Annotated in this window: 19 protein-coding genes; 4 read left to right on the top strand and 15 right to left on the bottom strand. The window is 64.8% G+C overall.

Annotated features, from left to right (window positions below):
- The gene (locus tag AC56LY_RS13280; RefSeq protein ID WP_499580238.1) at positions 1–1,281 is read left to right on the top strand and encodes a sugar MFS transporter; all 1,281 of its coding nucleotides are present in this window, start codon (positions 1–3) and stop codon (positions 1,279–1,281) included.
- Positions 1,282–1,284: 3 nt separating this feature from the next.
- Here AC56LY_RS13280 and AC56LY_RS13275 read toward each other — a convergent pair whose 3' ends face one another.
- The 6 genes from AC56LY_RS13275 to AC56LY_RS13250 all read right to left on the bottom strand — a co-directional run bounded on the left by AC56LY_RS13275 (position 1,285) and on the right by AC56LY_RS13250 (position 7,025).
- Positions 1,285–1,950, bottom strand: coding sequence for a response regulator (locus AC56LY_RS13275; protein ID WP_499580236.1), 666 nt, complete (start codon positions 1,948–1,950; stop codon positions 1,285–1,287).
- Entirely contained in the window at positions 1,947–3,482 is a 1,536-nt protein-coding gene (locus AC56LY_RS13270) for an ATP-binding protein (protein WP_499580234.1), read from the bottom strand. Before AC56LY_RS13270 ends, AC56LY_RS13275 begins: the two co-directional genes overlap by 4 nt.
- 75 nt (positions 3,483–3,557) lie before the next feature.
- Positions 3,558–4,712: an acyltransferase family protein gene (locus AC56LY_RS13265; protein ID WP_499580232.1), complete on the bottom strand. Its 1,155-nt coding sequence runs from the start codon at positions 4,710–4,712 to the stop codon at positions 3,558–3,560.
- Positions 4,709–5,458: a LytR/AlgR family response regulator transcription factor gene (locus AC56LY_RS13260; RefSeq protein ID WP_499580230.1), complete on the bottom strand. Its 750-nt coding sequence runs from the start codon at positions 5,456–5,458 to the stop codon at positions 4,709–4,711. Before AC56LY_RS13260 ends, AC56LY_RS13265 begins: the two co-directional genes overlap by 4 nt.
- Positions 5,455–6,489, bottom strand: coding sequence for a sensor histidine kinase (locus AC56LY_RS13255; RefSeq protein WP_499580228.1), 1,035 nt, complete (start codon positions 6,487–6,489; stop codon positions 5,455–5,457). Before AC56LY_RS13255 ends, AC56LY_RS13260 begins: the two co-directional genes overlap by 4 nt.
- Before the next feature lie 38 nt (positions 6,490–6,527).
- Complete coding sequence (locus tag AC56LY_RS13250; RefSeq protein ID WP_499580225.1) at positions 6,528–7,025, bottom strand: nuclear transport factor 2 family protein; 498 nt, start codon at positions 7,023–7,025, stop codon at positions 6,528–6,530.
- Between the two features lie 193 nt (positions 7,026–7,218).
- Between AC56LY_RS13250 and AC56LY_RS13245 the strand changes: the two genes are divergently transcribed.
- Complete coding sequence (locus AC56LY_RS13245) at positions 7,219–7,617, top strand: DUF427 domain-containing protein (protein WP_499580222.1); 399 nt, start codon at positions 7,219–7,221, stop codon at positions 7,615–7,617.
- Here AC56LY_RS13245 and AC56LY_RS13240 read toward each other — a convergent pair.
- The 8 genes from AC56LY_RS13240 to AC56LY_RS13205 all read right to left on the bottom strand — a co-directional run bounded on the left by AC56LY_RS13240 (position 7,571) and on the right by AC56LY_RS13205 (position 17,354).
- Positions 7,571–8,293, bottom strand: a complete 723-nt coding sequence (locus AC56LY_RS13240; RefSeq protein ID WP_499580219.1) for a LysR substrate-binding domain-containing protein — start codon at positions 8,291–8,293, stop codon at positions 7,571–7,573. The two genes, AC56LY_RS13245 and AC56LY_RS13240, sit on opposite strands and share 47 nt — an antisense overlap.
- 281 nt (positions 8,294–8,574) lie before the next feature.
- A complete protein-coding gene (locus AC56LY_RS13235; protein ID WP_499580216.1) occupies positions 8,575–10,161 on the bottom strand; it encodes a hypothetical protein in 1,587 nt (528 codons plus the stop codon).
- Between the two features lie 30 nt (positions 10,162–10,191).
- On the bottom strand, positions 10,192–10,533 hold the full coding sequence (locus tag AC56LY_RS13230; RefSeq protein ID WP_499580213.1) for a hypothetical protein: 342 nt from the start codon (positions 10,531–10,533) through the stop codon (positions 10,192–10,194).
- Between the two features lie 54 nt (positions 10,534–10,587).
- Positions 10,588–11,364 (bottom strand): hypothetical protein, encoded by a 777-nt coding sequence (locus tag AC56LY_RS13225; RefSeq protein WP_499580210.1) that lies wholly within the window; start codon positions 11,362–11,364, stop codon positions 10,588–10,590.
- A gap of 150 nt (positions 11,365–11,514) precedes the next feature.
- Complete coding sequence (locus tag AC56LY_RS13220) at positions 11,515–14,130, bottom strand: CHAT domain-containing protein (protein ID WP_499580206.1); 2,616 nt, start codon at positions 14,128–14,130, stop codon at positions 11,515–11,517.
- The gene (locus AC56LY_RS13215) at positions 14,127–14,945 is read right to left on the bottom strand and encodes a hypothetical protein (protein ID WP_499580204.1); all 819 of its coding nucleotides are present in this window, start codon (positions 14,943–14,945) and stop codon (positions 14,127–14,129) included. Before AC56LY_RS13215 ends, AC56LY_RS13220 begins: the two co-directional genes overlap by 4 nt.
- On the bottom strand, positions 14,938–16,719 hold the full coding sequence (locus tag AC56LY_RS13210) for a CHASE2 domain-containing protein (protein WP_499580201.1): 1,782 nt from the start codon (positions 16,717–16,719) through the stop codon (positions 14,938–14,940). Before AC56LY_RS13210 ends, AC56LY_RS13215 begins: the two co-directional genes overlap by 8 nt.
- On the bottom strand, positions 16,719–17,354 hold the full coding sequence (locus tag AC56LY_RS13205) for a Crp/Fnr family transcriptional regulator (protein ID WP_499580197.1): 636 nt from the start codon (positions 17,352–17,354) through the stop codon (positions 16,719–16,721). Before AC56LY_RS13205 ends, AC56LY_RS13210 begins: the two co-directional genes overlap by 1 nt.
- A 175-nt stretch (positions 17,355–17,529) precedes the next feature.
- Here AC56LY_RS13205 and AC56LY_RS13200 point away from each other — a divergent pair, with 175 nt between their 5' ends.
- Both AC56LY_RS13200 and AC56LY_RS13195 read left to right on the top strand, forming a co-directional pair.
- Positions 17,530–18,504 (top strand): M48 family metalloprotease, encoded by a 975-nt coding sequence (locus tag AC56LY_RS13200; protein ID WP_499580195.1) that lies wholly within the window; start codon positions 17,530–17,532, stop codon positions 18,502–18,504.
- Positions 18,505–18,636: 132 nt separating this feature from the next.
- The gene (locus AC56LY_RS13195) at positions 18,637–18,810 is read left to right on the top strand and encodes a hypothetical protein (RefSeq protein ID WP_499580194.1); all 174 of its coding nucleotides are present in this window, start codon (positions 18,637–18,639) and stop codon (positions 18,808–18,810) included.
- Between the two features lie 342 nt (positions 18,811–19,152).
- Here AC56LY_RS13195 and AC56LY_RS13190 read toward each other — a convergent pair whose 3' ends face one another.
- Entirely contained in the window at positions 19,153–20,496 is a 1,344-nt protein-coding gene (locus AC56LY_RS13190) for a sulfite reductase subunit alpha (protein WP_499580192.1), read from the bottom strand.
- Positions 20,497–20,503: the final 7 nt, after the last annotated feature.

The following is a 20,503-nucleotide window of genomic DNA, read 5'->3' as shown; positions in this document are numbered from 1 at the left end:
ATGGCCAATATGGCAACGGGCGCGGCACCAGTCGCGCGGCAGGACGGTCCCCCCGGGACGCAACAAGGCAGTAACACGGGGGCGCTCGTCATCGTCACCATCCTGTTCTTCATGTGGGGCCTGATCACGTCGCTCAACGACGTGCTCATTCCGCACCTGAAGGCGGTGTACACGCTGACGTATGTGCAGGCGATGCTGGTGCAGTTCTGCTTCTTCGGCGCGTATGCGATCGTGTCGCTGCCGGCCGGCGTGCTGATTCGCCGCATCGGCTACCAGAAGGGCGCCGTGACGGGCCTGCTGGTGGCCGCTGGCGGCTGCACGCTGTTCTATCCGGCCGCTTCCGGTGGCTACGGCATGTTCCTGCTGGCGCTGTTCGTGCTGGCCTCGGGCATCACGGTGCTCCAGGTCGCGGCCAATCCGTATGTGGCCGTGCTGGGGCCGGCGCGCACGGCGTCAAGCCGGTTGACGCTGACGCAGGCGTTCAATTCGCTGGGCACGACGATCGGTCCGGCCGTCGGTGGGGTGCTGATCCTGTCGGCAGCGGGCGCCGCGGCCGTAGCGGGTGCCGATCCGGCCGCCGAAGCAGCCAGCGTGCGCGGGCCGTACCTGATGCTGGCCGGCTTGCTGGTCGTACTGGCCGTGATGTTCCTGATGGCGAAGCTGCCGAAGATTGTCGCCGCCGATGACGATGGCACGCCGGTGGCGGGTGCCGCCGGCTCGGTGCTGGGGCATCGCCATCTGGTGCTGGGCGCCATCGGTATCTTCCTTTACGTGGGCGCCGAAGTGAGCATCGGCAGCTTCCTGATCAATTTCATTGGCGAGCCGCAGATTGCCGGTCTGGCACACGCTGACGCCGCCCATTACGTCAGCATCTACTGGGGTGGCGCGATGGTGGGGCGCTTCATTGGCTTTGCCGTGATGCGCGTGGTCAGCCCTGGCAAGACGCTGGCGTTCAACTCGGTGGCGGCAATCGTGCTGGTTTTGGTCGGCACGTTCGCGCAGGGCGACATCGCGATGTGGGCGATCCTGGCGGTTGGCCTGTGCAACTCGATCATGTTCCCGACGATCTTCAGCATGGCGCTGCACGGCCTGGGCAAGCGCACGGGCCAGGGTTCCGGCATCCTGTGCATGGCCATCGTCGGCGGCGCGCTGGTGCCGTTCGCGCAGGGCGCGCTGGCTGATAGCTTGGGCGTGCAGATTTCGTTCCTGCTGCCGGCCGCCTGCTATGCGTTCATCCTGTACTTCGGTGCGCGCTACGCGTCGATGTACGCGCCGAAGTAAGCTTCACATGTCGTAGCGGTAGCCGAGGCCGTAGATCGAGCGGATCGGCTCCAGCCCCGGCGCCGCCCCGTCGATCTTGCGCCGCAGGTTCTTGACGTGGCTGTCGATCGCGCGGTCGGTGGCGTCGAGATTGTCGGCGCGGGCCGCGTCGAGCAGCTGGGCGCGCGACAGCACCTGGCCCGGCCGGCGCGTCAGCGCAGCCAGGATTGCGTACTCGCTTGGCGTCAGGTCGAGCGCGTGGCCGTGGATCCTGACGCTGCGCGCGCCTTCGTCGAGCAGCAGCGCCGCTGGCGCGATGTCGCCGCTTCCGGCGCGGCGCAGGATCGCCTTGATGCGCGCCATCAGTTCGCGCGGGCTGAACGGCTTGCACAGGTAGTCATCGGCGCCTAGTTCTAATCCCAACAAGCGGTCGATTTCTTCGACCCGCGCCGTTACCATCACGATCGGCACTTCCGAAAACGCGCGCACCGCGCGGCACAGCGCCAGGCCATCCAGGCCAGGCAGCATCAGGTCGAGCACGATCAGATCCGGTGTCGCCGTGCGGATCGCGGCCAGGGCTTGCGCGCCGTCGCCATGCACGGTCGGGACATAACCGGCTGCGCGTGCGTAGTCGGCAACCACGGCGGCCAGTTCGGGCTCGTCCTCGACGATCATGATCGTGCTGCTCATGGCGTCTCCTTTTCAGGCAGCGGCAGCGAGACGGTCACGCGCAGGCCGCCCATTGGTGAATGGTCAAACGCCAGCGTGCCGCTCTGCGCGTCGAGCAGACGCCGGCTCAAGGCCAGCCCCAGGCCGGCACCGCCATGCGCGCGGCTGCGCGATGCATCGACGCGGTAGAAGCGCTCGGCCAGCCGCGCCAACGCCGCATCCGGCACGCCGGGCGCGCTGTCGTCGAGCGTCAGGTGCAACTGGCCATCATGCACCTGCGCGCTTAGCCGCACCGCGCCGCCGGGCGCCGTGTAGCGCAGGCTGTTCTCGAACAGGTTGGCCAGTACCTGGCGCAGGCGGTCCGGGTCGCCCAGCACCTGTGATCGTGCCGGCGCCGCGTCGGTCTCGAACGTCAGGTTGGCCGCCTGGAAGCGCGCGCTGAAGGCCTGCGCTTCGGCGGTCGCCAGTTGCCACAGATCGAGCGGCACGCGCTGGCATGCCAGTTCGCCGACGTCGGCCCGCGCCAGCGCATACAGTTCGTCGATCAGCTTCGTTAGCGCATGCACCTGTAGCACCATCGCATCGACAGTTGCTGGTGTGGCCTGGCGCACGCCATCCTGGATCGCTTCGAGCTGCGCGCGCAGCACGGCCAGCGGCGTACGCAGTTCGTGCGACGTGTCGGCCACCCACTGGCGGCGCGCCGCTTCGGCCTGATCGAGCCGCTCGGCCAGCGCATTGAAGTGCCGCGCGAGGTCGCCCAGTTCGTCGCTGCGCTGGACCGGTAGACGCACGGCGTAGTCGCCGGCCGCCAGCGCGCCGGCGCCGCGCGCGAGGCGGTCGATCGGGCGCCGGAAGTGGCGCGCCAGGCCAATTGCCGCCAGCGCGCTGAGTACGAGAGCGAGCCCGCCGATCAGCCACAGGCTGCGCTCTAACTGGTCGAGAAAGGCGAACGCCATCGCGTCGCTGGGGCGCGCGCTGAGCGCAACGCCGAGATAACCGATCGTGCGGTCATCCACGGTGATCGCGCGCCGGGCCAGTGGCAGGTTGCCGGGCGGGCGGCCGGCTAGATACGCGCCATTCGCATCGAGCAGCGTGATCCGCGTGTGCAGGTCGGCGATCACGCCGGGTGGGGCGGGTGGGGGCGGTGGTAGCGGTGGCAGGGGCGGGCCCGCTCGCTTGTGCAGGGGAGCGGCGGGCGACGCCGGCGCGGCAGGGGCGACAGGGTCCACTGGCCTGACTGGCGGCACCGGCTTCCCGCGCACGGACTGCAGGCGCGTCAGCTCGCCGCCGATCCAGTCGCGCCGATCGTCACCGGACGGCAGGAACGTCCAGTCACCATGCTGGCTGTACTGGCGCGCGACGGCGCCGGAGAGTTCATCGAGGCGATCCAGTTCGATCGCCACCGCGTAGTCGCCGAAACTGCCCAGTACATTCTGGCGCAGCAGCAGCACGGCAGCAGCCGCCACCGTCAGCATGGCAAGGAGCACGGAGGCAAAGAGGCGGTGGCCGATGGCGATTTTCACGGGGCGCGCAAGGAAGTGGTGATAGTGCATGGTAAGCCATGAGCGTCGCGACGCGGCATGTTGAGTGCGCACGATGTTTGGCGGCTACCGTTCAGCCTTTTTGGACTAGCCCCTTATCGAATGACCGGCGGGCATCGCCGCGCCTGTGTGATGCGTCGTTGATGTGCCAGCCGGATACCAGCGCGCCCGCAGTTGCATGAACGGCGTCTCGATCACGCGGTACAGCACCCAGCCGCCCAGGATGCCGGCCGCCATGACCGCTGCAATGGTCAAGGGTGCGCCGGGATCGATGCCCCTGCTGACCAATTCCGGCCGCAAGGCCATGAACACCGGCTTGTGCACCAGGTAGATGGCGTAGGACCACAGGGCCAGGCTGGCCGCGCCGGGAATGCGCGCCCGGTTCAGGATCGAACCGAGGCTGAGCGCCGAACAGGTCAGCAGCGCGAAGCTGGCGGCAACCAGTGAAAATCCGAAGGTGGATGCCGCAAAAGCGGTCGGCACGTCGTTCATTATTCCGTACAGCACAGCTGCCGACATCGCCAGGCCCGCTACCAGCAGCGCATTCCCATGGCGCAGGATGCGTGCAAAGGCCGCCGGATGGAAATTCTTCAGCATCGCGATGGCGACACCGGGCAGCAATTCGTCGAAGCGGGAAAAGCTCGAGTAGTACACCGGCGCCGCAAAGACATCCATGCCGCCCATGAAGGCCATGGCGCGCACCGTCATGCCGGCGCCGATGGCGGCAAAGAGGGCGCACCAGAGCAGGCGCGGCGAGCGCTTGCTGCCGACCAGTACCAGCACCGCCAGCGGGAACACCAGGTAGAACTGCTCTTCGATGCACAGTGACCACGAGTGCGTGAAGGTCTCCCCGTAGTTCAAACCGAAGTTCTGGGTGAAGGTGAGGAACTGCCAGACCGGCGCCATGCTCTTGCCGGCGATGGGACTATCCGGCAGCAGCAGGTACACGGCCAGCACCGCGTAGTAATTCGGCAGCGTGCGCAGCAAGCGGCGTGCGAAGAAGGTTTTCAGATCCAGGTGATCGCCACGCGCGGCCGGCGCCAGCAGCTGATTGCCGATCAGGTAACCGCTCAGCACGAAAAACAGGTCGACGCCGGCCCAGCCGATTTTTCCCATGAAGCCGAAGGTCGGGGCGTGGCTGACGAAGCCTTGGTAGTGCGACATCAGGACCAGCGCGATGGCAAGCGCGCGCAGGGTGTCCAGCCCGGCGAGCCGGGCGGATGTGGATTGAAGCTGCGTCATGCGGATGTATTGTCGAGGTGTTGGAGTGCTTCCGCCAGGGCGGGCATATAGGTGCGGCTGGCGCGCAGCACGCTGCCGTCATGCAGACGCAGCAGGGCGTCGCGATTGGTCAGCGAGCGCAGCTCGGCGATCATGTCCAGCCGCACGATGGTCGAGCGGTGCACACGGTGGAACTGGCGCGCATCGAGCTGCATGGCCAGGTTGTGCAGGCGCTCGCGAACCAGCCAGGTCTTGCCGTTCGCATGCAGCGTGGCGTAGTCGCCGTCGGCCTCGATGCGCTCGACCTGCGCAACCGGCACCAGCACCGTGCGCGCGCCGACACGCACGCTGAAGCTGCGCAGCGCCGGCGCGGCTGGTGGCAACGTACGGCCGTGGGCGCGGTAAGGAAAGGCCTGCTGCGCGCGGTCCAGGGCTTCGTCCAGGCGTTCGTCATCGACCGGCTTGAGCAGGTAATCCAGGGCGGCCAGATCGAACGCCTGCAGGGCGAAGCTGTCGTAGGCGGTCAGCAGGATCGCCATCGGCCGCTGCGCTGGCGGCAGCGCGGCCAGCACCTCGAGCCCGGTCTTGCCCGGCATCTCGACATCGATAAATACCAGGTCGGGCCGCAGCGCCAGGATGCCGGCATGGGCGCTGTCGCCGTCACCGAACTCGCCGACGAGCGCGAAGCCGCTGCGCCGCGCCAGCCTGAGCTTGACCGCCAGCCTGGCCAGCGGTTCGTCGTCGACAATGACGACCCGTATGTTCATGCCGCCGCCGCCATGCTGCGTAGCGGCAGGGCGATACGCACGCCGAAGCGGCCGTCCGGCCCCCATCCCGCCTCGACTTCCTGCTCGTCGCCGTACAGGTGGCGCAAGCGTTCCCTCACGTTGGCCAGGCCGATACCGCATCCCGGCTGCGCCGGCTGCTGACCGTCGTTGCGCACCTCGACCAGCAGGCTCCCGCCCACATGCTCAAGACGGATGTCGAGCCGCCCGGGAACCGACAGCGGCGCGATGCCGTGACGGATCGCGTTTTCGACCAGGGGCTGCAGCATCAGGTAGGGCATGACGTTGTCGAGCAGGTCCGGACCGGCTTTCATGCTCAAGCACAGGCGTTCGCCCAGACGTGCCTGTTCGATCTTGAGGTAGGCGTCGAGCAGGGCCAGCTCTTCCGCGAGCGAATGCTCGTGGCGGCCGTCGTGCGCAAGCGTGGCGCGCAGGAAGTCGGCCACGCAGCCGAGCATGCGGTTGGCCTCGCGGTTGGACTGGGCCGACACGAGCGCGGAAATCGCGTTCAGGGAGTTGAAAAGAAAGTGCGGGTTGACCTGCAGGCGCAGCGCGCGCAGCTGGGCGTCGCGCGCTGCGGCCTGCGCCTCTGCCAGATGCAGGCGCACCTGCTGCAGCGACAGGTAGTAGGCCGCCACTGCATGCACGGCGCAGAACGCGATCAGGGCCAGCCAGCAGCCGTCCAGACCCTCGGCCAGTTCATTCCAGCGGTAGTGCTTTTGCAGCCCGAGCCAGATGCCCAGGCCCTGTCCCAGCACGGCGTTCAGGATGGACATGGCGTAGCTGGCGGCCAGCAGTACCAGCGCCATGCGCAGCCAGGGCCAGTCACGGCGCCACATGGCGCGCTGCAGCAGCGCCAGCGGAATCAACCACACCAGGCAGGCAACGAAGTACAAGCTGCGAAAGGCCGCAGCATACTCGTAGCCGAAGACAGGCAGCCCGAGGATGGCCATGCAGGCAGCGACCGGCAGGGCGGCCAGCACGGGAACGAACAGGGGCGTTTCGACTTTCATGCCGGCTTTTCGAATTGTAAGGTTGCTATTCTATCGTCTCAGTCGCCGATGGAAAACAGCATCGAGCTGATCTTCCAGCCGTCTTCCGCGCGCACCATTTGCCAGCTCTCGCTGCCGCGGTTGGTCACCTTGCCGTCGTCGAGAAAATCGAAATCGAACCATACCGAGGCGACGGCTCCATTGGTATCGACCCGCACGTTGTAGAAACGTTCTTCGATCGGCTTGTCGGCCGTCTGGATGAGTTCGGCGAACTTCTTCCAGCTCGAAGGAACCACCTTGCGTGCCTTCGGATTGCGCGCCTTGACTTTGGCCCAGACCGCCTCGTCGGCCACCGACAGCCAGCTGTCATGGTCTTGCAGGAACAGGCTGCCGAGGGTCTTGCCGTCACGGGCGATGATCGCCGCCTTGAATTGATCGACGACCGCGTGGATCGCCGCCACGTCGGCTGCCCGGGCGCCTGGGGCGGTGCCTTCGGCGGCATGTGCGGCACTCGCCAGGCAAAGTGCGAAAAGAAGGGAAGACAGTAGAACGCGCATGGAAACTCCCGGGGTTTGGAAAGTTTCCACCTTAGGCAGCAGCCGCACAGCGGTCCAGTCGAATGCGCCGACCCGTGCATACCCTGCGACGAAAGGGTTGAGCCTGAATCAAGGGAATTTCAAAGAAGCCACTGGCGTTTCAAGATGCGCTCGAAAAATGAACGAGTTAGATCATCGCAGAGCCTGTGTCTGAATGTCAGACCTGACCCCGCTTTGCGCGCACTCGTCGCACAAATATCCGCATCAACTCTCTCGCGCAACCGGTGTAGACTGGTCCGCGCTTCAGATCCGAAGCGCTACTGGAGTACATATGAAAGCAATATGGAATGGTGAGGTGCTGGCGCGTTCGAACGATACGGTCGTCGTCGAAGGGAACCATTATTTCCCCCCCCGCCTCTTTAAACCGTCAATTTTTCAGCGCTCAAGTACAACAAGCAACTTTCCCTGGAAGGGGACAGCGAGCTGCTGCCACATTGAGGTGAACGGCAAGGTTAACAAGGATGCGGCGTGGGTGTATGCCACACCAAAATCCGCCGCGTCAAATATTACTGGCCACGTCGCGTTCTGGAATGGTGTACATGTGACGGCCTGACACGATTCATCCGTTGCATCGTTCTGCAAGTTGTTTTGGGTACGGGGTGCCGGGTGATAAGTCGCAGACTGTTTCGATAGGCAACTGTCGACCCGCAACAGACGTCGGTAAACAGTTCGGTTGTCCAATCGGCAAACGCACGCATCGCCGGAGAGAGAAAGCGGCGGCGGGGGTAAGGCAGTGATACAGGAACAGGTGCTGGCCGCCAGTCGGCCAGCACCTCGACTAATTCTCCGCTCCGCAATTGTTCCGCCACCAGGATCTCCGCCAACTGAATCAGGCCGCGTCCGTCGATTCCAAGCTTGATGTAAAGCCCAGTCTCGTTGACTGCAACTTTGCCGGACACCGGAACGGTGACGCAATTCCCGTCTTCGACGAAATGCAGCTCACTTCCCCGCCGCGTCGTGCTGGAAAAGTAATGGACAGCCTGGTGTGCTTGCACATCCAGCAGCCTCTTGGGAATCCCCTTTTCTTCCACATAGGACGGCGCTGCGCATGTGACCCAGCGTAACGCCCCCAAACGGCGCGAGACCAGCGTCGAGTCATTGACGTTGCCGGTACGGATCACACAATCGACGCCATCCTGGATCAGGTCCACATGACGATCATTTATACCAATCATGAGATAGATATCGGGGTAGCGCTGCTGAAATTGCTCCAAACGCGGCAGGATCAATGCATGCGCAATGCCCCCGGCATATCCAACCGCAACCTCCCTTGAGGGCGCTCAGCAGAGCCGTTCAGGATGGCTTCTGTGTCGTCAATCAGGTCGAGTATCTCGCGGCAACGGTAGAAGTACTGCTCGCCTTCTGGTGTCAAGCTGAGGTTTCACGGATGATGGCGGTAAGCCGAGAGTCTGATAGCTAGACAGAAATCCTGTTTGTCCTCAAGACTGGGGTGCCCCAGGAATTTCTGCCGCGTGAACCAGGCCTGCTGATGCCGATACGGCTTTGGCCATCAGTTTTTCGACAGGGAATAGCGTTCGACGAAGTCCCTCACTTCGGAGGCGCGCACCAGGCTGTTTGCCTGGTTGTCAAAGCCGGCGTACGGCGTTTCGAGCCGGCTCGGCACCAGCAAGGTCACGCCTTTCGGATGGATCACGGGGACCACATCGTTCCGGTTCGACAGGCTCATTGCGCTGTTATTTGCGCCAACGAAGGTGCGGAACGTATTGAGGCCACTGCCAACCATCTCGAACAAGGGGCTGACGCGGTCAGTTCCGATCTCCACTTTGCCATAGCTGAGGGCACCAAATCCCGAGCTCGTCAGCTGCTGCCACATCAGCGGCACTTCGGGCGTTCCCGCCAGCACCGTGCGCTGGGCCAGGTTGACAGCTTCATCGAAGCCAGCGCCCTTGCCCTGTATGGTACTGGTAGCGCGCATCGGGTAGTGACCGATCAGCGACACTTCATGGTTGCACATGCCGAAGCAATCGATCTGGGTCCGCGTCGGCACGGGCTTGTCGAACGCCCACGGGGTAATTTGAAAATCGGCCACGCTGGTCTTGATGCCCCGATCCCCATAGCCAATGGCAAACATGACGGTACCGGTGCGGAACGAATCGCTCAGCGGCGCCATGTCTGCAAAAATGGCCTGCGAATTGACGAAGACGGCACGGTCGTTATATTGAATGGACGACTTGCGCAGCGTCTCCAGTTCACCGGACGGCTTCCAGCGCGCCAGCGAATAGGTGTACACGCCGTCGCGCTCTGCGCGTCCGTGATCGGTCAGCTTTTGTACGAACCATTCGCCATTGCGCGGCGCCGGGCTGGCGAACAGGACGTCTTGCGGGCCCTCCGCCGAGCGCCCCGTGGAATCGAAGCCGACGTAATTCTTCAGGGTCAGGAAGCGATTGACGGCGCCTGCGCGCTGGGCGACAAAGATGGCCTTGTCGCTCACCGCCACGCCGGCGTCGATGACGGCAACCGTGCCGAGTCTGCGCGGATTTTTGCCGACGGCATCAATACGGTAGAACACTGCCTGGGCCCCCTGCGCAGTGGTGCTGACCGTGGCGGCGCCACGCGGGACCCCCTGCATTTTTGCCATCGCCTCCATGATACGCACTTGCTGTTCCGGCGTCATTTTCCTCAGAAGTTCCGGGTCGATCATCGGGGCCATGCTCACGCTATCGGCAGCCTGCACTTCCGATATCACCGCACCGCCGTGGGCGTCGAACAGCGCTACGATATAGCCGTCCGCCGCTGGCAAAAAGCCGATCACGTCCTGCGGTCCCTGGGGAAAAACCACCTTGCGCCCGCTGAGCCACAGGCTGCCGACGCCGGTATCGGCAAAACGGCCCGGAATGAACAGCGTGCGCGGACTGGCGATGCCGAGATCGGCCAGGCGGGTACTCGACCCGGCCTGTTCCAGGGCCGGCCACAAAGGCGGGCTGACGGGCGCCGCCGCAAAGGCGGTCGCCATGGCCATGAACAGGGTGAGAAACAATGGAGCTCGGCAGGTTTTTTTCATGGAGTGCTTTCTTTCTTTTGGTAAGTGCAAGATTGACCCTGTTTCGCCATGGATGGGGCGTGCAGGCCATCGCATGCGGGCCACGGCTTGCAGGTATGACGCGCTTTATTTAGCCGGCGCCTTCGCCGTCCTGGCCTGGTTGGTGGGTTCGTAGATACACGCCACGCCGCCATTGGTCAGCGCGATTGCATAGCGCATGTCGCAATTAACGGCTGCAAACAGGATTGGCAGCTGTTCGTTGCCGAACCTGTCCGGTGCGAAGATAATTTTCTGGCCGGGCATGCAGCCGGCTTGAACCGCGTTATCGTATTGCCAGCCTTTTACTTCGCAGACGTCGCCCTGATTGATAGCCAGGGCAGGCGCCACTGTCGTTGTTTGCTTGCAAGCGGACAGCGCCAGGGTCGCGGCTGTCATGAACAGTAAAGTCAAGCAGGAGGATTGTTTCATTGGTCATGCCTTTTGGAGTGGATGGAGATGGTCGTGTGTGAGGTTCGATGGCGGTCAATCCACGAACAAATGCTTACGGCAGCCCGTGCACTGGTGCCAGGTTGAATTCGACGCATATTGGCCCTGGCGGAACACGCCGCGGTGTCCGCAATACACGCAGCGGTGTTTACCGGATGTGTCGACAGAGCCGGGCAAGCTACGGTATTCCACTCCGCCGATGCCCTCCACGCTGGAATAGCTCTGGACCCAAAGCATTGCGGTGACCACCAGGCCGATGCCGGCGCCCGCCCAGCCGAACTTGAACGCGACAAGGCAGATAATTGGCGCGGCCAGTACCAGCACGATGCGCGAGACGCCCTTGGCGTGGTGGAGGCGCGCCGCCCGGACTGCCGCGCGTGCCGCCGTCAGGTCGGGGTGGGGCCAGGCATGGCGCCTTTCGTTGGCAGTCTTGTTGGCAGTCTCGTTGGCAATCGCCGCCGGCAACTCCGCCATCGCCATCGGCGACGCGGCAACCGGCACCGGATTCAATGCGGCGCGGCGATTTTTCACCCGAATCCACCACACCGGCAGGCCGACACTGGCGCCGCAGCCGCCGATGAGCAGTAACCAGTAGGCGCTGGCGCCCCATTGCGCAGGAAGTACGATATTCAGGCCAGCGGCCGCCGTCGTGGCGCCCAGCAGCATGGCCACCAGGCCGAATGCCAGGGTCGCCACGCGGCGCAGTTCGGGCACCTTCCCGGCCAGCACAGTGGCCATGGCTTTGGCGCTCAGGCCGGCCATCACGAGGCCGCAGACGGTCAAGCCAAGGAAAATAATAGTAATGGGTTGCATAGTATCCCTGTCATAAAAAGAGCCAGCTGGACGCTGGTCCGATGAAGTCATTATCGCGGCCGCGGCCGCCGAAAAAACGCGGCAATTCCAGCCTCGATTTGTCGACTATTCACGGGTGCCGCCGCGCCGCTGCATGTTATGCAGCGCCGGTCAGCGCATGCCAGTCATGGTGAACGAGGCCCAATAAAACGGGTGGCCCTGGCGCTGTTTGACGCGCAGTTTCGCCTGCCTCAGCGCCCCCGATTTGCTCGCGCCGCTGGCCAGTGCGCCATAAAAATCGGTCATGAGGAGGCGTGTTTCCAGATCAGGCACGGACCACAGCGAGGTCACCATGCTGCGCGCGCCGGCCACTTCGAGCGCCTGGCGCAGGCTGTCGACGCCTTCGCCCGGCAGCACTGGCCCGAGCGACGTGTCGCAGGCCGACAGCACTGCCAGTTCGGTTCCGGCCAGGTCGAGCTGGCGCAGCTTCGCGGCGTACATCAGGCCGTCGCCCGCGCCACTGGCCAGGGTGGCGTTCGCGCCCGCCAGGGCCAGGCCGCTGCTGCGTCCGGCCATGTAATCCTCGGTGACGTATTGCTGGCCGCCGTTGCCGGTGACACGCTGGCGCAGGATCCCTGCTTCCTCGACAAAAAACCCGTGGGTGGCAATGTGCAGGTAACGTGGCCCATGCAGTCGCGCGAGAGCCTCCATGCTGGCGCGCTCGCCGGTTAGCAGCTCGACGCCGGCTCCACCGCGTGCAAGTGCGGCGGCGACGGCCTTGCCTTCTTCCAGCGCCTGCGGCAATGGCGCAAAACGCATCCCGCGCAGGGCCGCGGAGCGGTTCGGAACGGCGCCGGCACCGGCGCCGACTGCAACCGGACCATAATCGGGGTCGGCCAGCACCACGGCCTGGCTGGTCCCGGCGCGGGCCGCATCGGTGCGCAACAGGGTCCGCGCCGAACTGACATAACGCCACTCGCCGTCGTCGATCAGGTAGCGGGCGCCGGCGTCGGCCAGCGCTTCGAACGGCACCAGCGCCAGCGGGCCGTCGAGGTCGGCGACATACGCGGCTTTGGCCGCGCGCGCACCGAGGAGGGGCTTGAGCAGCGCGTCATAAGCAGCCCGTGCCGACGCCAGGGCCGGCGCCATAGTCCCGGTCGCGGGCCGGCGTGCCAGGTCGGCACGCAGTCGGACCGCGGACGCGTCGAGCGCTTCGGCCGCGCCAAGGTCGTTCACCTGAACGCCGTCGCGCCCTATTTTCGCGCCCAGATAATGCGCCGCACCGAATTGCTGGCGCTCGAAGTCGAACGGCGTGAAGCGCGATATCGACACCAGGGTTTCGGTGCCGAGGCGTGCCTGGACCAGATCCATAAAGTGGGCGCCTTCCTCGAATTGCAGCGGCGGCATCAGCTTGCCGACCTTCTGCTGCAGCTCCACTGCAAGGTTGGCGCGCCGGGAAAACTGCACCATCCCGCCCGTCTCATCGATCGCTTCCATCTGCGCGGACAGCCGGGTGATGGCGGGATCGCCCGACAAGCCTATGGCGCGCGTGCGCCGCGCGAGAAAATCGCTTTGCATGCTTTTACTCTGCAACAGGTCGCCCAGTGCACCGCGCCACTGGGCGGGCGAGGCATGTTCGGCCAGGCGCAGCGATAGCAACAGGTCGAGCAGTTGGCGCCGGATCGCGAACGATCCCGCCAGCAGTTCCGGCGGCACGTCGGCGGCGCTGGCCTTTAGGCGCCGCGCATTGAGGCTCTGGGCCTGCGCGAATGCCTGCCCGGCCGGCGCATACTGTCCCAGCCCGGCGAACCAGGCGCCAAATCGCGCATATTCTTTTTCCAGCTGTGCCGGCGCGCCAAACGCGTTTTTCACTTCGCCCGTCCGGGCCGCATAGTCGCTGAACATCCCCGAATAAAGCCGCTGCAGCGCTGCTGCATTGCGCTGGCGATAATACAGCGCTGCCAGGTCGAACAGCGCCCCTTCCGTGTCAAGGATGCCTGCCGGCTTTGCATTCATGCCGGGCACGGCAACCAGCGCGCCGTCGCCGTCGGTGAGCGCGTGCTGGTTGCGAAGGGAAGCCATCGTCTCGTCGATCAGGCCCTTGACGCCGCCCATCGTGGCCATGGCGCCGACAAAACCGCTGTCCCGCACTGCCGGTGCCTGGGTCTGGGCGGCATCGTCCGCAATCGCCAGCAGCAGCATGGCTTCGGCCTGGCCATCGTCTCCCAACTGCAGCGCTGCGCGGCCCAATCCCGCATAAATGCTGCTGCGCAGCGGCCGTAGCATCGGCGAGGCGCTCTCTGGCGCCGCAAGCAATGCCTGGTAATCCTGGATCGCGGCCCGGGCGCCCCCTGTTTTCAAACGCAGGTCAGCAATTCTGAGGCGGGTCGAAAAAACGTCCGGCGCGAATGACATGGGCGGCCGCGGCATCGCCAGCACCATCTGGTACAAGACAATCGCCCGCGCCGGGTCGCCGCTGCGTTCGTGCAGCCCGGCCGCATACATGGCCGACTGGCGCAACCAGGGAGAGCCGGGAACATGTGCCTGTTCGTCGGCGACCAGAGCGTCGGCCAGGCGCAGCGCTTCCCGCATGTCGCCCTGGTTGGCACTGCGCACGACCAGGTCGAGTGCCTCGCCATGCCTGGCGCCGCCAGGCGCATACAGGCCCGCCAGCGGGTTGGACGGTATCAGTTGGCGCAGCAAGTCGAACTGGGCGTGGGCCGGGATTGCCGTGGCAAGGGCCAGCGCCACGCCAGCCGGGGCCAGCATCTGTGATAGACGTTTCATTGGGTGGGGTCCAGTTGATTGAGTTCGGGCGCGATCCGGGCAGCCAGCCCGCGTATGCCCAGTCGGTGCAAGTACAGCGCATACAGCACCCGGCTGGCGCTGTCCGCATTGGCAGGCGGCGCCAGGCGGGTCAGTTCTGCCTCCTCGTCGGCGCCAAGTGCCTGCACCGGCGCGACGTCGGTCTGCACGACGCCATCGCGGCCTTCCCAGCGCAGCTCCCGAAGGTAATGCTGGCCGGGCTGTAGCTGCAGCGCCGGCGGCAGGGTGAGGTTGGTTTGCGCCAGCGTTGTCGCGAACAATACCTGGCCCGCCGCGTCGGTAAAGCGAAGTTGCCACTGGCCACGATGAGGACGTGCCCGCCATTTCAGCACCGGCTGGGACAGCGCGATGCGTTCGGTGGTGTCCGCGCCGTCCGCGCGCACGACCGCGCCGGCGGCCACCTGGCCGCGTCCGCGCAGCACGCCGGCAAACACGAGATCGCGGCTTACGACGCGCACCGTGCCGCTTGCACCCTGGCGCCTGACGCCGTCGGCAGTGGTCACGAAACGGCCGGGGCCGGTCAAACTGAATTGCTGCCCATGCACCGTGTAAAACAGGACGAGGACGGCGCCGGCCTCCAGTTCAAGCGCCGCGCCGGGCTCGATTTGATCGAGTAGGGCAAGCTGACCCTGTCCCGCGCGCGCGCTGCCGTGCACTTCGGTCACCAGCACCGGCCGCGGTTCGCCGGCGCGGGCCGTCGCGCCAGCCACGCACAGCACCGCGCAGGCCAGCAAGCGCACCGCCGTTGAGATCAAAAAGCGCAGGCGATTATTCATGCTGTTCTCCTCCTTCGATACAGGCGGCCATCATCAGTTGGCCGTGTTTTTCCAGGTCCACGGCCAGCCTGCAAAAACGTGCGCGCTGCGTCGGTGTCAGTTGTGCCAGTTCGAATGCCCCCTGCTCGACCAGCAGCGCGTGTGGCACCCGTTTGCAGTGCTGCTGGATGTGGGCCGCCAGCGTGGTCGCGGCGCCGGTGGCGGTGTAATCGTGGCGCGTGGGCGAGCCGACGTTGCCCAGCACCGCGTCGCCGTACGCGATCCCGATCCCTACCTTGACCGGCTGCCCGCCTTCGCTTTCGAGCGTGCGGTTCCAGGCCGCCAGCGCGTCGAGCATCGCCAGCGCGGCCAGCACGGCGTCGCGTGCCGGATTGTCGCTGGGCTGGGGCGCGCCGAAGAACACCATGATGCCGTCGCCGCTGAACTTGTCGATGGTGCCGCCGTGGCGGTGCAGGGCCGCCGTCACCACGGTGTAGTAACGGTTCAGGAAGCCGATAACCTGCTCGGGCGGATTGGCGGCGCAATAGGCGGTGAAGCCACGGATGTCGGCAAACAGGAAGGCCAGTTGCTGGCGGGTGCCGACCCGGCCATCCTTCAGTGCGCCGCTCAGGATCGTGTCGAGGATGGCCGGGCTGACATAACCGGAAAAGATTGAGCGGATGCGGCGCTGCTCGCCCAGTTCGCGCCGGTACGCCCTTGCGCCCAGACAGCCAAGGCCGATAGCCAGCGCCAGCAGTGGTGCCATGATCGGCACATACACGCCCCCTGCCAGCAGCAAAACACTGGCGGCCGGCATACTGGCCCCCAGTGCCACGGAAACTACGACTGCCCGGCCCAGCCGGCGCCGCAGCGCCCACAGCAAGGCGATAGCGGCCAGTGCGGCGCCGTCGCCCAGCAGGGGCAGGCTGCGCAGCATGCCGTTTTGCATCAGGGTGCGCACAGCCTGGCCCTGGAACAGCACGCCGGGCGCCAATGCATCTTCCTCCCAGCGCGCCAGTGCGACCGGCAAGCGCTGACGGTCCTGGTCGGGCAGGATCGCGCCGATCAGCACGATTTTTCCCGCAAAGCGCTGGCGCAGGCCGGCCACGTCGCCGGCTTGCGCGAGGGTGGCGATACTGTGTAGTGACAGGTAATCGAACGGCGCGCCGATAGAGAAATCGACCAGGCCAGGCACCGGGTGCTGGCCCAGCCGCGAGGCAATGCGCGGCGCCAGCAGCGAAGCCAACTGGCCTTCGCCTTCGCCTTCGCCTTCGCCCAAGCGGCGCAAACTGCCGTCGGTGTCGACCGGCACTAGCAGCAAGCCTTCGCCACCGGCGCCGGCCATGGCGGAATACAGGCTGCTGGCCGCCCCTGTCGGCTGCCCCGCGGCGTCGAGGCGTCCCAGCACCAGCGGCGTGGCCGCGCGCAACCGGCCGATGGCCAGCGCCAGCCGCCGCCCCGCGCCAGGAATCAACCCGTCGAAATCGGCCGCCGGGAAAACCAAGTCGACCCCGACCGCCCGCGCCGCGCCAAGCCGCATGCCGTCCAGCGCCAGCGCGAATTCATCGAGCATCAGCGCAAACGGCTTGCCGCTCGCGCTGATCGATGCCTGGTCGACGCCGACGATGACCACCTGTGCCAGCGCCGGCTTTGCGTGCCAGTGGCGCAGCAGGCGAAACGAGGTGTCGAGCCATTGCAGCTGAAGGCGTTCAACAGGGTGCGCGCGCGCCAGCAGCATGCATATGCACGCAATCGCCGGCGCGAGCAGCAGCAGCGCGTGGCGCCTGCCCGCCACTACCATCTGGCTGGCAACGACCGCAGCAGGGTAATGCGCGTCTTGTGGTAATGCAGGTATTCGCCTTTGACCAGTTCCTTGAACAGCTTCGACACCATGTCGCGCGAACTGCCGATGCGGTCGCCAATGGCTTGCTGGCTCAGCGGCTGGTCGATGATGCGCACGCCGTCCTGCTCTACGGCAAGACTGTTGAGCAGGGCGACCAGACGCTGGTAGGCGCTGTCGAGCGCGAGGCGGCGCGATGACGTCGTCGTGTTGCGGCTGCGCTGGATCAGCGTGCAGATCAATTCAGTGGTGAAGCTGCTGTCTTCGCTGAGCATGCGCCGCAGCACGTCGATCGGCACGATCGCGCAACAGACGTCGGTGAGTGCTTCGACAGATGCGCTGCGCGCCATGCCATCGAGCGCCATCTCACCCAGGATGGTGCCGCTGTCATAGGTGCCGAACAAAAACTGTTTGCCTTCGAGGTCACTGGTGAACACCTTGACGCGCCCGGACAACACCACGTAGATCGAGGTGCCGGCGTCGCCCTCTGTAATGAAGCGGGTGCGCCGCGGGAAATGCCGTGTGACGCCAGCGTTGGCCAGCTGCCGCATGGAGGGCGAAAGATGATCCAGATTGAGGGAGGAAGTCATAAAGGCTCTCTTACATCTAGCCTCCATTATACGGCAATATAACTTTCTTATTGGCAATTTCAGTGCCGAAAATTCGACAAATTACCTTCGCATTAGTCACCAGACACCGCTGCACCGTTTGCCGAAAATGGCAACACGACATAGCGCAATCACGCGCCATGAACTGGAGAAAAGCATGACTGTAAAACTGATAGCAACACTCGCCGCGGCTTTCCTGGCACTTGCCACGTTGAGCGGCTGCGCCAGCACTGGCCGCAAGCTTAACCGCGAGGCACTGGTTTCGGCAGCGCAATTAGAGCGGGCGCGGTTCCAAGTGACGACGACGCGCCAGACCAACCTCCTGGTGTACCGGCTAAGTACCGCGGCGGTGGCCCAGTGTGCCGATGCCGGCGTCCGCCTTCGCGCACCGCTGTCGCTGCTTTTCAACGAGAGCCCGTCCGACGAGATGCGCACCGCCATCTACCGCGTGTCCGGAATGGCCGACTTACCCGTCATCCAGGCGCATACGTCGGCGTTGGCTCCCTATGAAGGCGCAAGAATCGTGTCTATCAATGGCCAGGACACCAGCAAGCCGAACAAGGCAGTCAATGCCATGTACGATGCCGTGCGCGCTAACAAGCCGGTTGAATTGGCGCTGGAAGACGGCACGCTGGTCAAGGAACTGCCGGTGGCCGGTTGCCCGACGATGGTATTAACCGATTACTCCACGCATCTAAAAGAAGCCTTCAACACCTTGGGCGGCACCGAGGTCACCCCCCAATCGTGGCTGCAACTTGCGCATGACGATAACGAGCGCGCTTTTATCCTGGCGCGCTCCATTTACTTCACCGGTGCCGCGGGAGAATCGCGATTGCGTTTTGCGCTGTACGGCGGCGCAGCGGTATCGGGCGTGGTTCGGGCGCTGACTTTTGGCGTCGGTACTTTACTGGTTGATCCGAAGACCGTCGCCATACGTATGCGGCGCCGTGCCAACCGCACCGAAGCCGATGCCTTTGCCGTCGTCGCGATGCGAAGCGCCGGCTTCGACCCGCAGGCCGCACTCGTCTTCGCACAACGATCGTTGGTCGAGAGCAGGGCATGGCCGGCGGACAGCGACGAACTCAAGTTTGACTCTGAGCGAATTGCGGCGCTGAAACGCAGCATCCAGTGAAGACGCTGGCAGGCGGCCATTCAGCAGGCTTCAGGCAAATCGTAGGGATGCCTCCATGTCCAACTGCGGGCGGCACATAACGTACTACAGACTTTTGTTGCAGCATGGGATTGTCGAACGGCAAAAAATGACATGAGGGAGACGCAGGTACCCAGCCAGCAACTACTTTGTGCGCTCGTCGCCATTACGGTAAGCCGAACAGAAAACCCGCGCTTCTTTGACGAAGGCAGCTTTGAGAAACGCATCGATGTGATCCTGGTCTGCGTTCGCTGGACAACCAAGCGCGACATGATGCTGAACAGTTAAAAACCCCTACGGCACCATGAAAGTCTGGATAGTGGCAACGCATTTTCTGAGCAAGGGTTTGAGGCGTGTGAAGAACGAAGTGAACGCAGTACAACACGTTTTCTCGCTCCAAACATAGCTTGGCGGCCCGAGTTGCCAGATGCAGAAACAGAATTGCGTTTTTATACAGACTAGGCAGGAAGCGGAAGTGCCCGAGAGCACGTTCGCCGCGGCTTCTTGTATCGGCATTATTGTTTTGTGTCTGACCTTATTGCCTGTCCATCCTTGTGCTCCAGTCACCGGATGCTCAGTGAGTTCTAACTGAGAAGAAGCTGGCCGATAAAAAAAGAAGTTGATTAGGCATCAGTACACGTCGCGCCGGTAGCGGCCATCCGCCATCATGGCATCGACCGTGGCCGCGCCCAGCACCTCGACCAGTGCATCATGCACGCCGCCAGCCATCCCCTGCAGGCTGCCGCAGACATAGATCGCCGCACCATCCTGCACCCACTGGCGCAGCCGCTCGCCCTGCGCGGCAACCAGGTGCTGGACATAACGCGCCGTGCTGCCGTCGCGCGAAAACGCCAGATCGAGGCGGGAGAGGGCGCCGCTGTCGCGCCACCCTTCGAGTTCGCCCCGGCATAGAAAATCGTGGGCCGCATTGCGCTCGCCAAACAGCAGCCAGTTGTCGTGGGTGCCGGCGTCGATGCGCGCCCTGAGCAGCGCGCGCAGGCCGGCCAGACCGCTGCCGTTGCCGATCGCGATCAATGGCCGTAGTGCATTCTCACCCAGCCGGAAGCGTGCATGCGTGCGCACCCGTAGCCGGATCGTGTCCGTCGCGAGCGCGTTCGTGCATAACCAGCCCGACGCTGCGCCTGGCGTTCCGTCGGCACGCTGCTGTAGTCGCACCAGCAACGTGAGCTGGCCTTCTGCAGGTACCGAGGCAATCGAATACTCGCGCGGATGCGCCGGGTCGGCTGGCGCACTCACTTGCGCCAGGTCGCCTGCTTCCCACGCCAGCAGCGCGCCATCCTGCGGGATCAACGCGAGGCGGTACAGCGGCGCGCCGGCGCTGCCGGGATTGAGCAGCGTGCGTTCGGCGATGCGCCAGGCGCCGTAGGCGGGTGCTTCCCAGTCCGGTGCGTCGCTCGTGCCGGCCAGATGGCTCAGGTGGTGCTGCCAGGCGGCCAGCGCATCCGGTGCACCGCGGTCGACGTCGATCCGCTCGAACAGGCTCGTTGCGCCGCGTTCGCGCAGCCAGGCATCGAGCGCGCGACCGAAGCCGCAGTAGTTGGTGTAGGTGATGTCGCCCAGGGCCAGCATGCCGAAGTGCAGCTGCGACAGGTCCGGCTGCGTGCTCATCGTCTGCGTGGCAAAGCGCGCGGCGGGATCGGGCGCGTCGCCTTCGCCGTAGGTGCTGCAGATGAACAGGATGCGGCTGGCGCTGGACAGGGTTGGCAGGTCGAGCGTCGAGATGCAGGCTGCGCGCGCGTCCAGGCCCCCAAGCGCCAGCGTCGCGGCCGTCCGTTCGGCCAGAAATTCTGCGCTGCCGGTCTGGCTCGCGTAGACCACGAGCCAGTCGGCGGCCACGCTTCTGGGGCGTGCCTTGGCCAGATGCATGCGCCACAGTCCCAGGCACATCGCAAGATAGGCGCCGGAGAGCGCCAATGCACTGCCCCAGCGCAGCGGTTCGATTGTCAACATCATTGGAGCA

This window comes from Telluria sp. ZT3P25 (assembly GCF_059685895.1).
Note: the sequence above shows the minus strand (reverse complement) of the source record. Positions and strands in the feature narration are given on the sequence as shown.

What these genes read in the sequence shown, in the direction of transcription:
- AC56LY_RS13280 (WP_499580238.1), top strand. Translation starts at nt 1, where the DNA reads ATGGCCAATATGGCAACGGGCGCGGCACCAGTCGCGCGGCAGGACGGT.
- AC56LY_RS13275 (WP_499580236.1), bottom strand. Translation starts at nt 1,950, where the DNA reads ATGAGCAGCACGATCATGATCGTCGAGGACGAGCCCGAACTGGCCGCC.
- AC56LY_RS13270 (WP_499580234.1), bottom strand. Translation starts at nt 3,482, where the DNA reads ATGCACTATCACCACTTCCTTGCGCGCCCCGTGAAAATCGCCATCGGC.
- AC56LY_RS13265 (WP_499580232.1), bottom strand. Translation starts at nt 4,712, where the DNA reads ATGACGCAGCTTCAATCCACATCCGCCCGGCTCGCCGGGCTGGACACC.
- AC56LY_RS13260 (WP_499580230.1), bottom strand. Translation starts at nt 5,458, where the DNA reads ATGAACATACGGGTCGTCATTGTCGACGACGAACCGCTGGCCAGGCTG.
- AC56LY_RS13255 (WP_499580228.1), bottom strand. Translation starts at nt 6,489, where the DNA reads ATGAAAGTCGAAACGCCCCTGTTCGTTCCCGTGCTGGCCGCCCTGCCG.
- AC56LY_RS13250 (WP_499580225.1), bottom strand. Translation starts at nt 7,025, where the DNA reads ATGCGCGTTCTACTGTCTTCCCTTCTTTTCGCACTTTGCCTGGCGAGT.
- AC56LY_RS13245 (WP_499580222.1), top strand. Translation starts at nt 7,219, where the DNA reads ATGTCAGACCTGACCCCGCTTTGCGCGCACTCGTCGCACAAATATCCG.
- AC56LY_RS13235 (WP_499580216.1), bottom strand. Translation starts at nt 10,161, where the DNA reads ATGCGATGGCCTGCACGCCCCATCCATGGCGAAACAGGGTCAATCTTG.
- AC56LY_RS13230 (WP_499580213.1), bottom strand. Translation starts at nt 10,533, where the DNA reads ATGAAACAATCCTCCTGCTTGACTTTACTGTTCATGACAGCCGCGACC.
- AC56LY_RS13225 (WP_499580210.1), bottom strand. Translation starts at nt 11,364, where the DNA reads ATGCAACCCATTACTATTATTTTCCTTGGCTTGACCGTCTGCGGCCTC.
- AC56LY_RS13220 (WP_499580206.1), bottom strand. Translation starts at nt 14,130, where the DNA reads ATGAAACGTCTATCACAGATGCTGGCCCCGGCTGGCGTGGCGCTGGCC.
- AC56LY_RS13215 (WP_499580204.1), bottom strand. Translation starts at nt 14,945, where the DNA reads ATGAATAATCGCCTGCGCTTTTTGATCTCAACGGCGGTGCGCTTGCTG.
- AC56LY_RS13205 (WP_499580197.1), bottom strand. Translation starts at nt 17,354, where the DNA reads ATGACTTCCTCCCTCAATCTGGATCATCTTTCGCCCTCCATGCGGCAG.
- AC56LY_RS13200 (WP_499580195.1), top strand. Translation starts at nt 17,530, where the DNA reads ATGACTGTAAAACTGATAGCAACACTCGCCGCGGCTTTCCTGGCACTT.
- AC56LY_RS13195 (WP_499580194.1), top strand. Translation starts at nt 18,637, where the DNA reads ATGAGGGAGACGCAGGTACCCAGCCAGCAACTACTTTGTGCGCTCGTC.
- AC56LY_RS13190 (WP_499580192.1), bottom strand. Translation starts at nt 20,496, where the DNA reads ATGATGTTGACAATCGAACCGCTGCGCTGGGGCAGTGCATTGGCGCTC.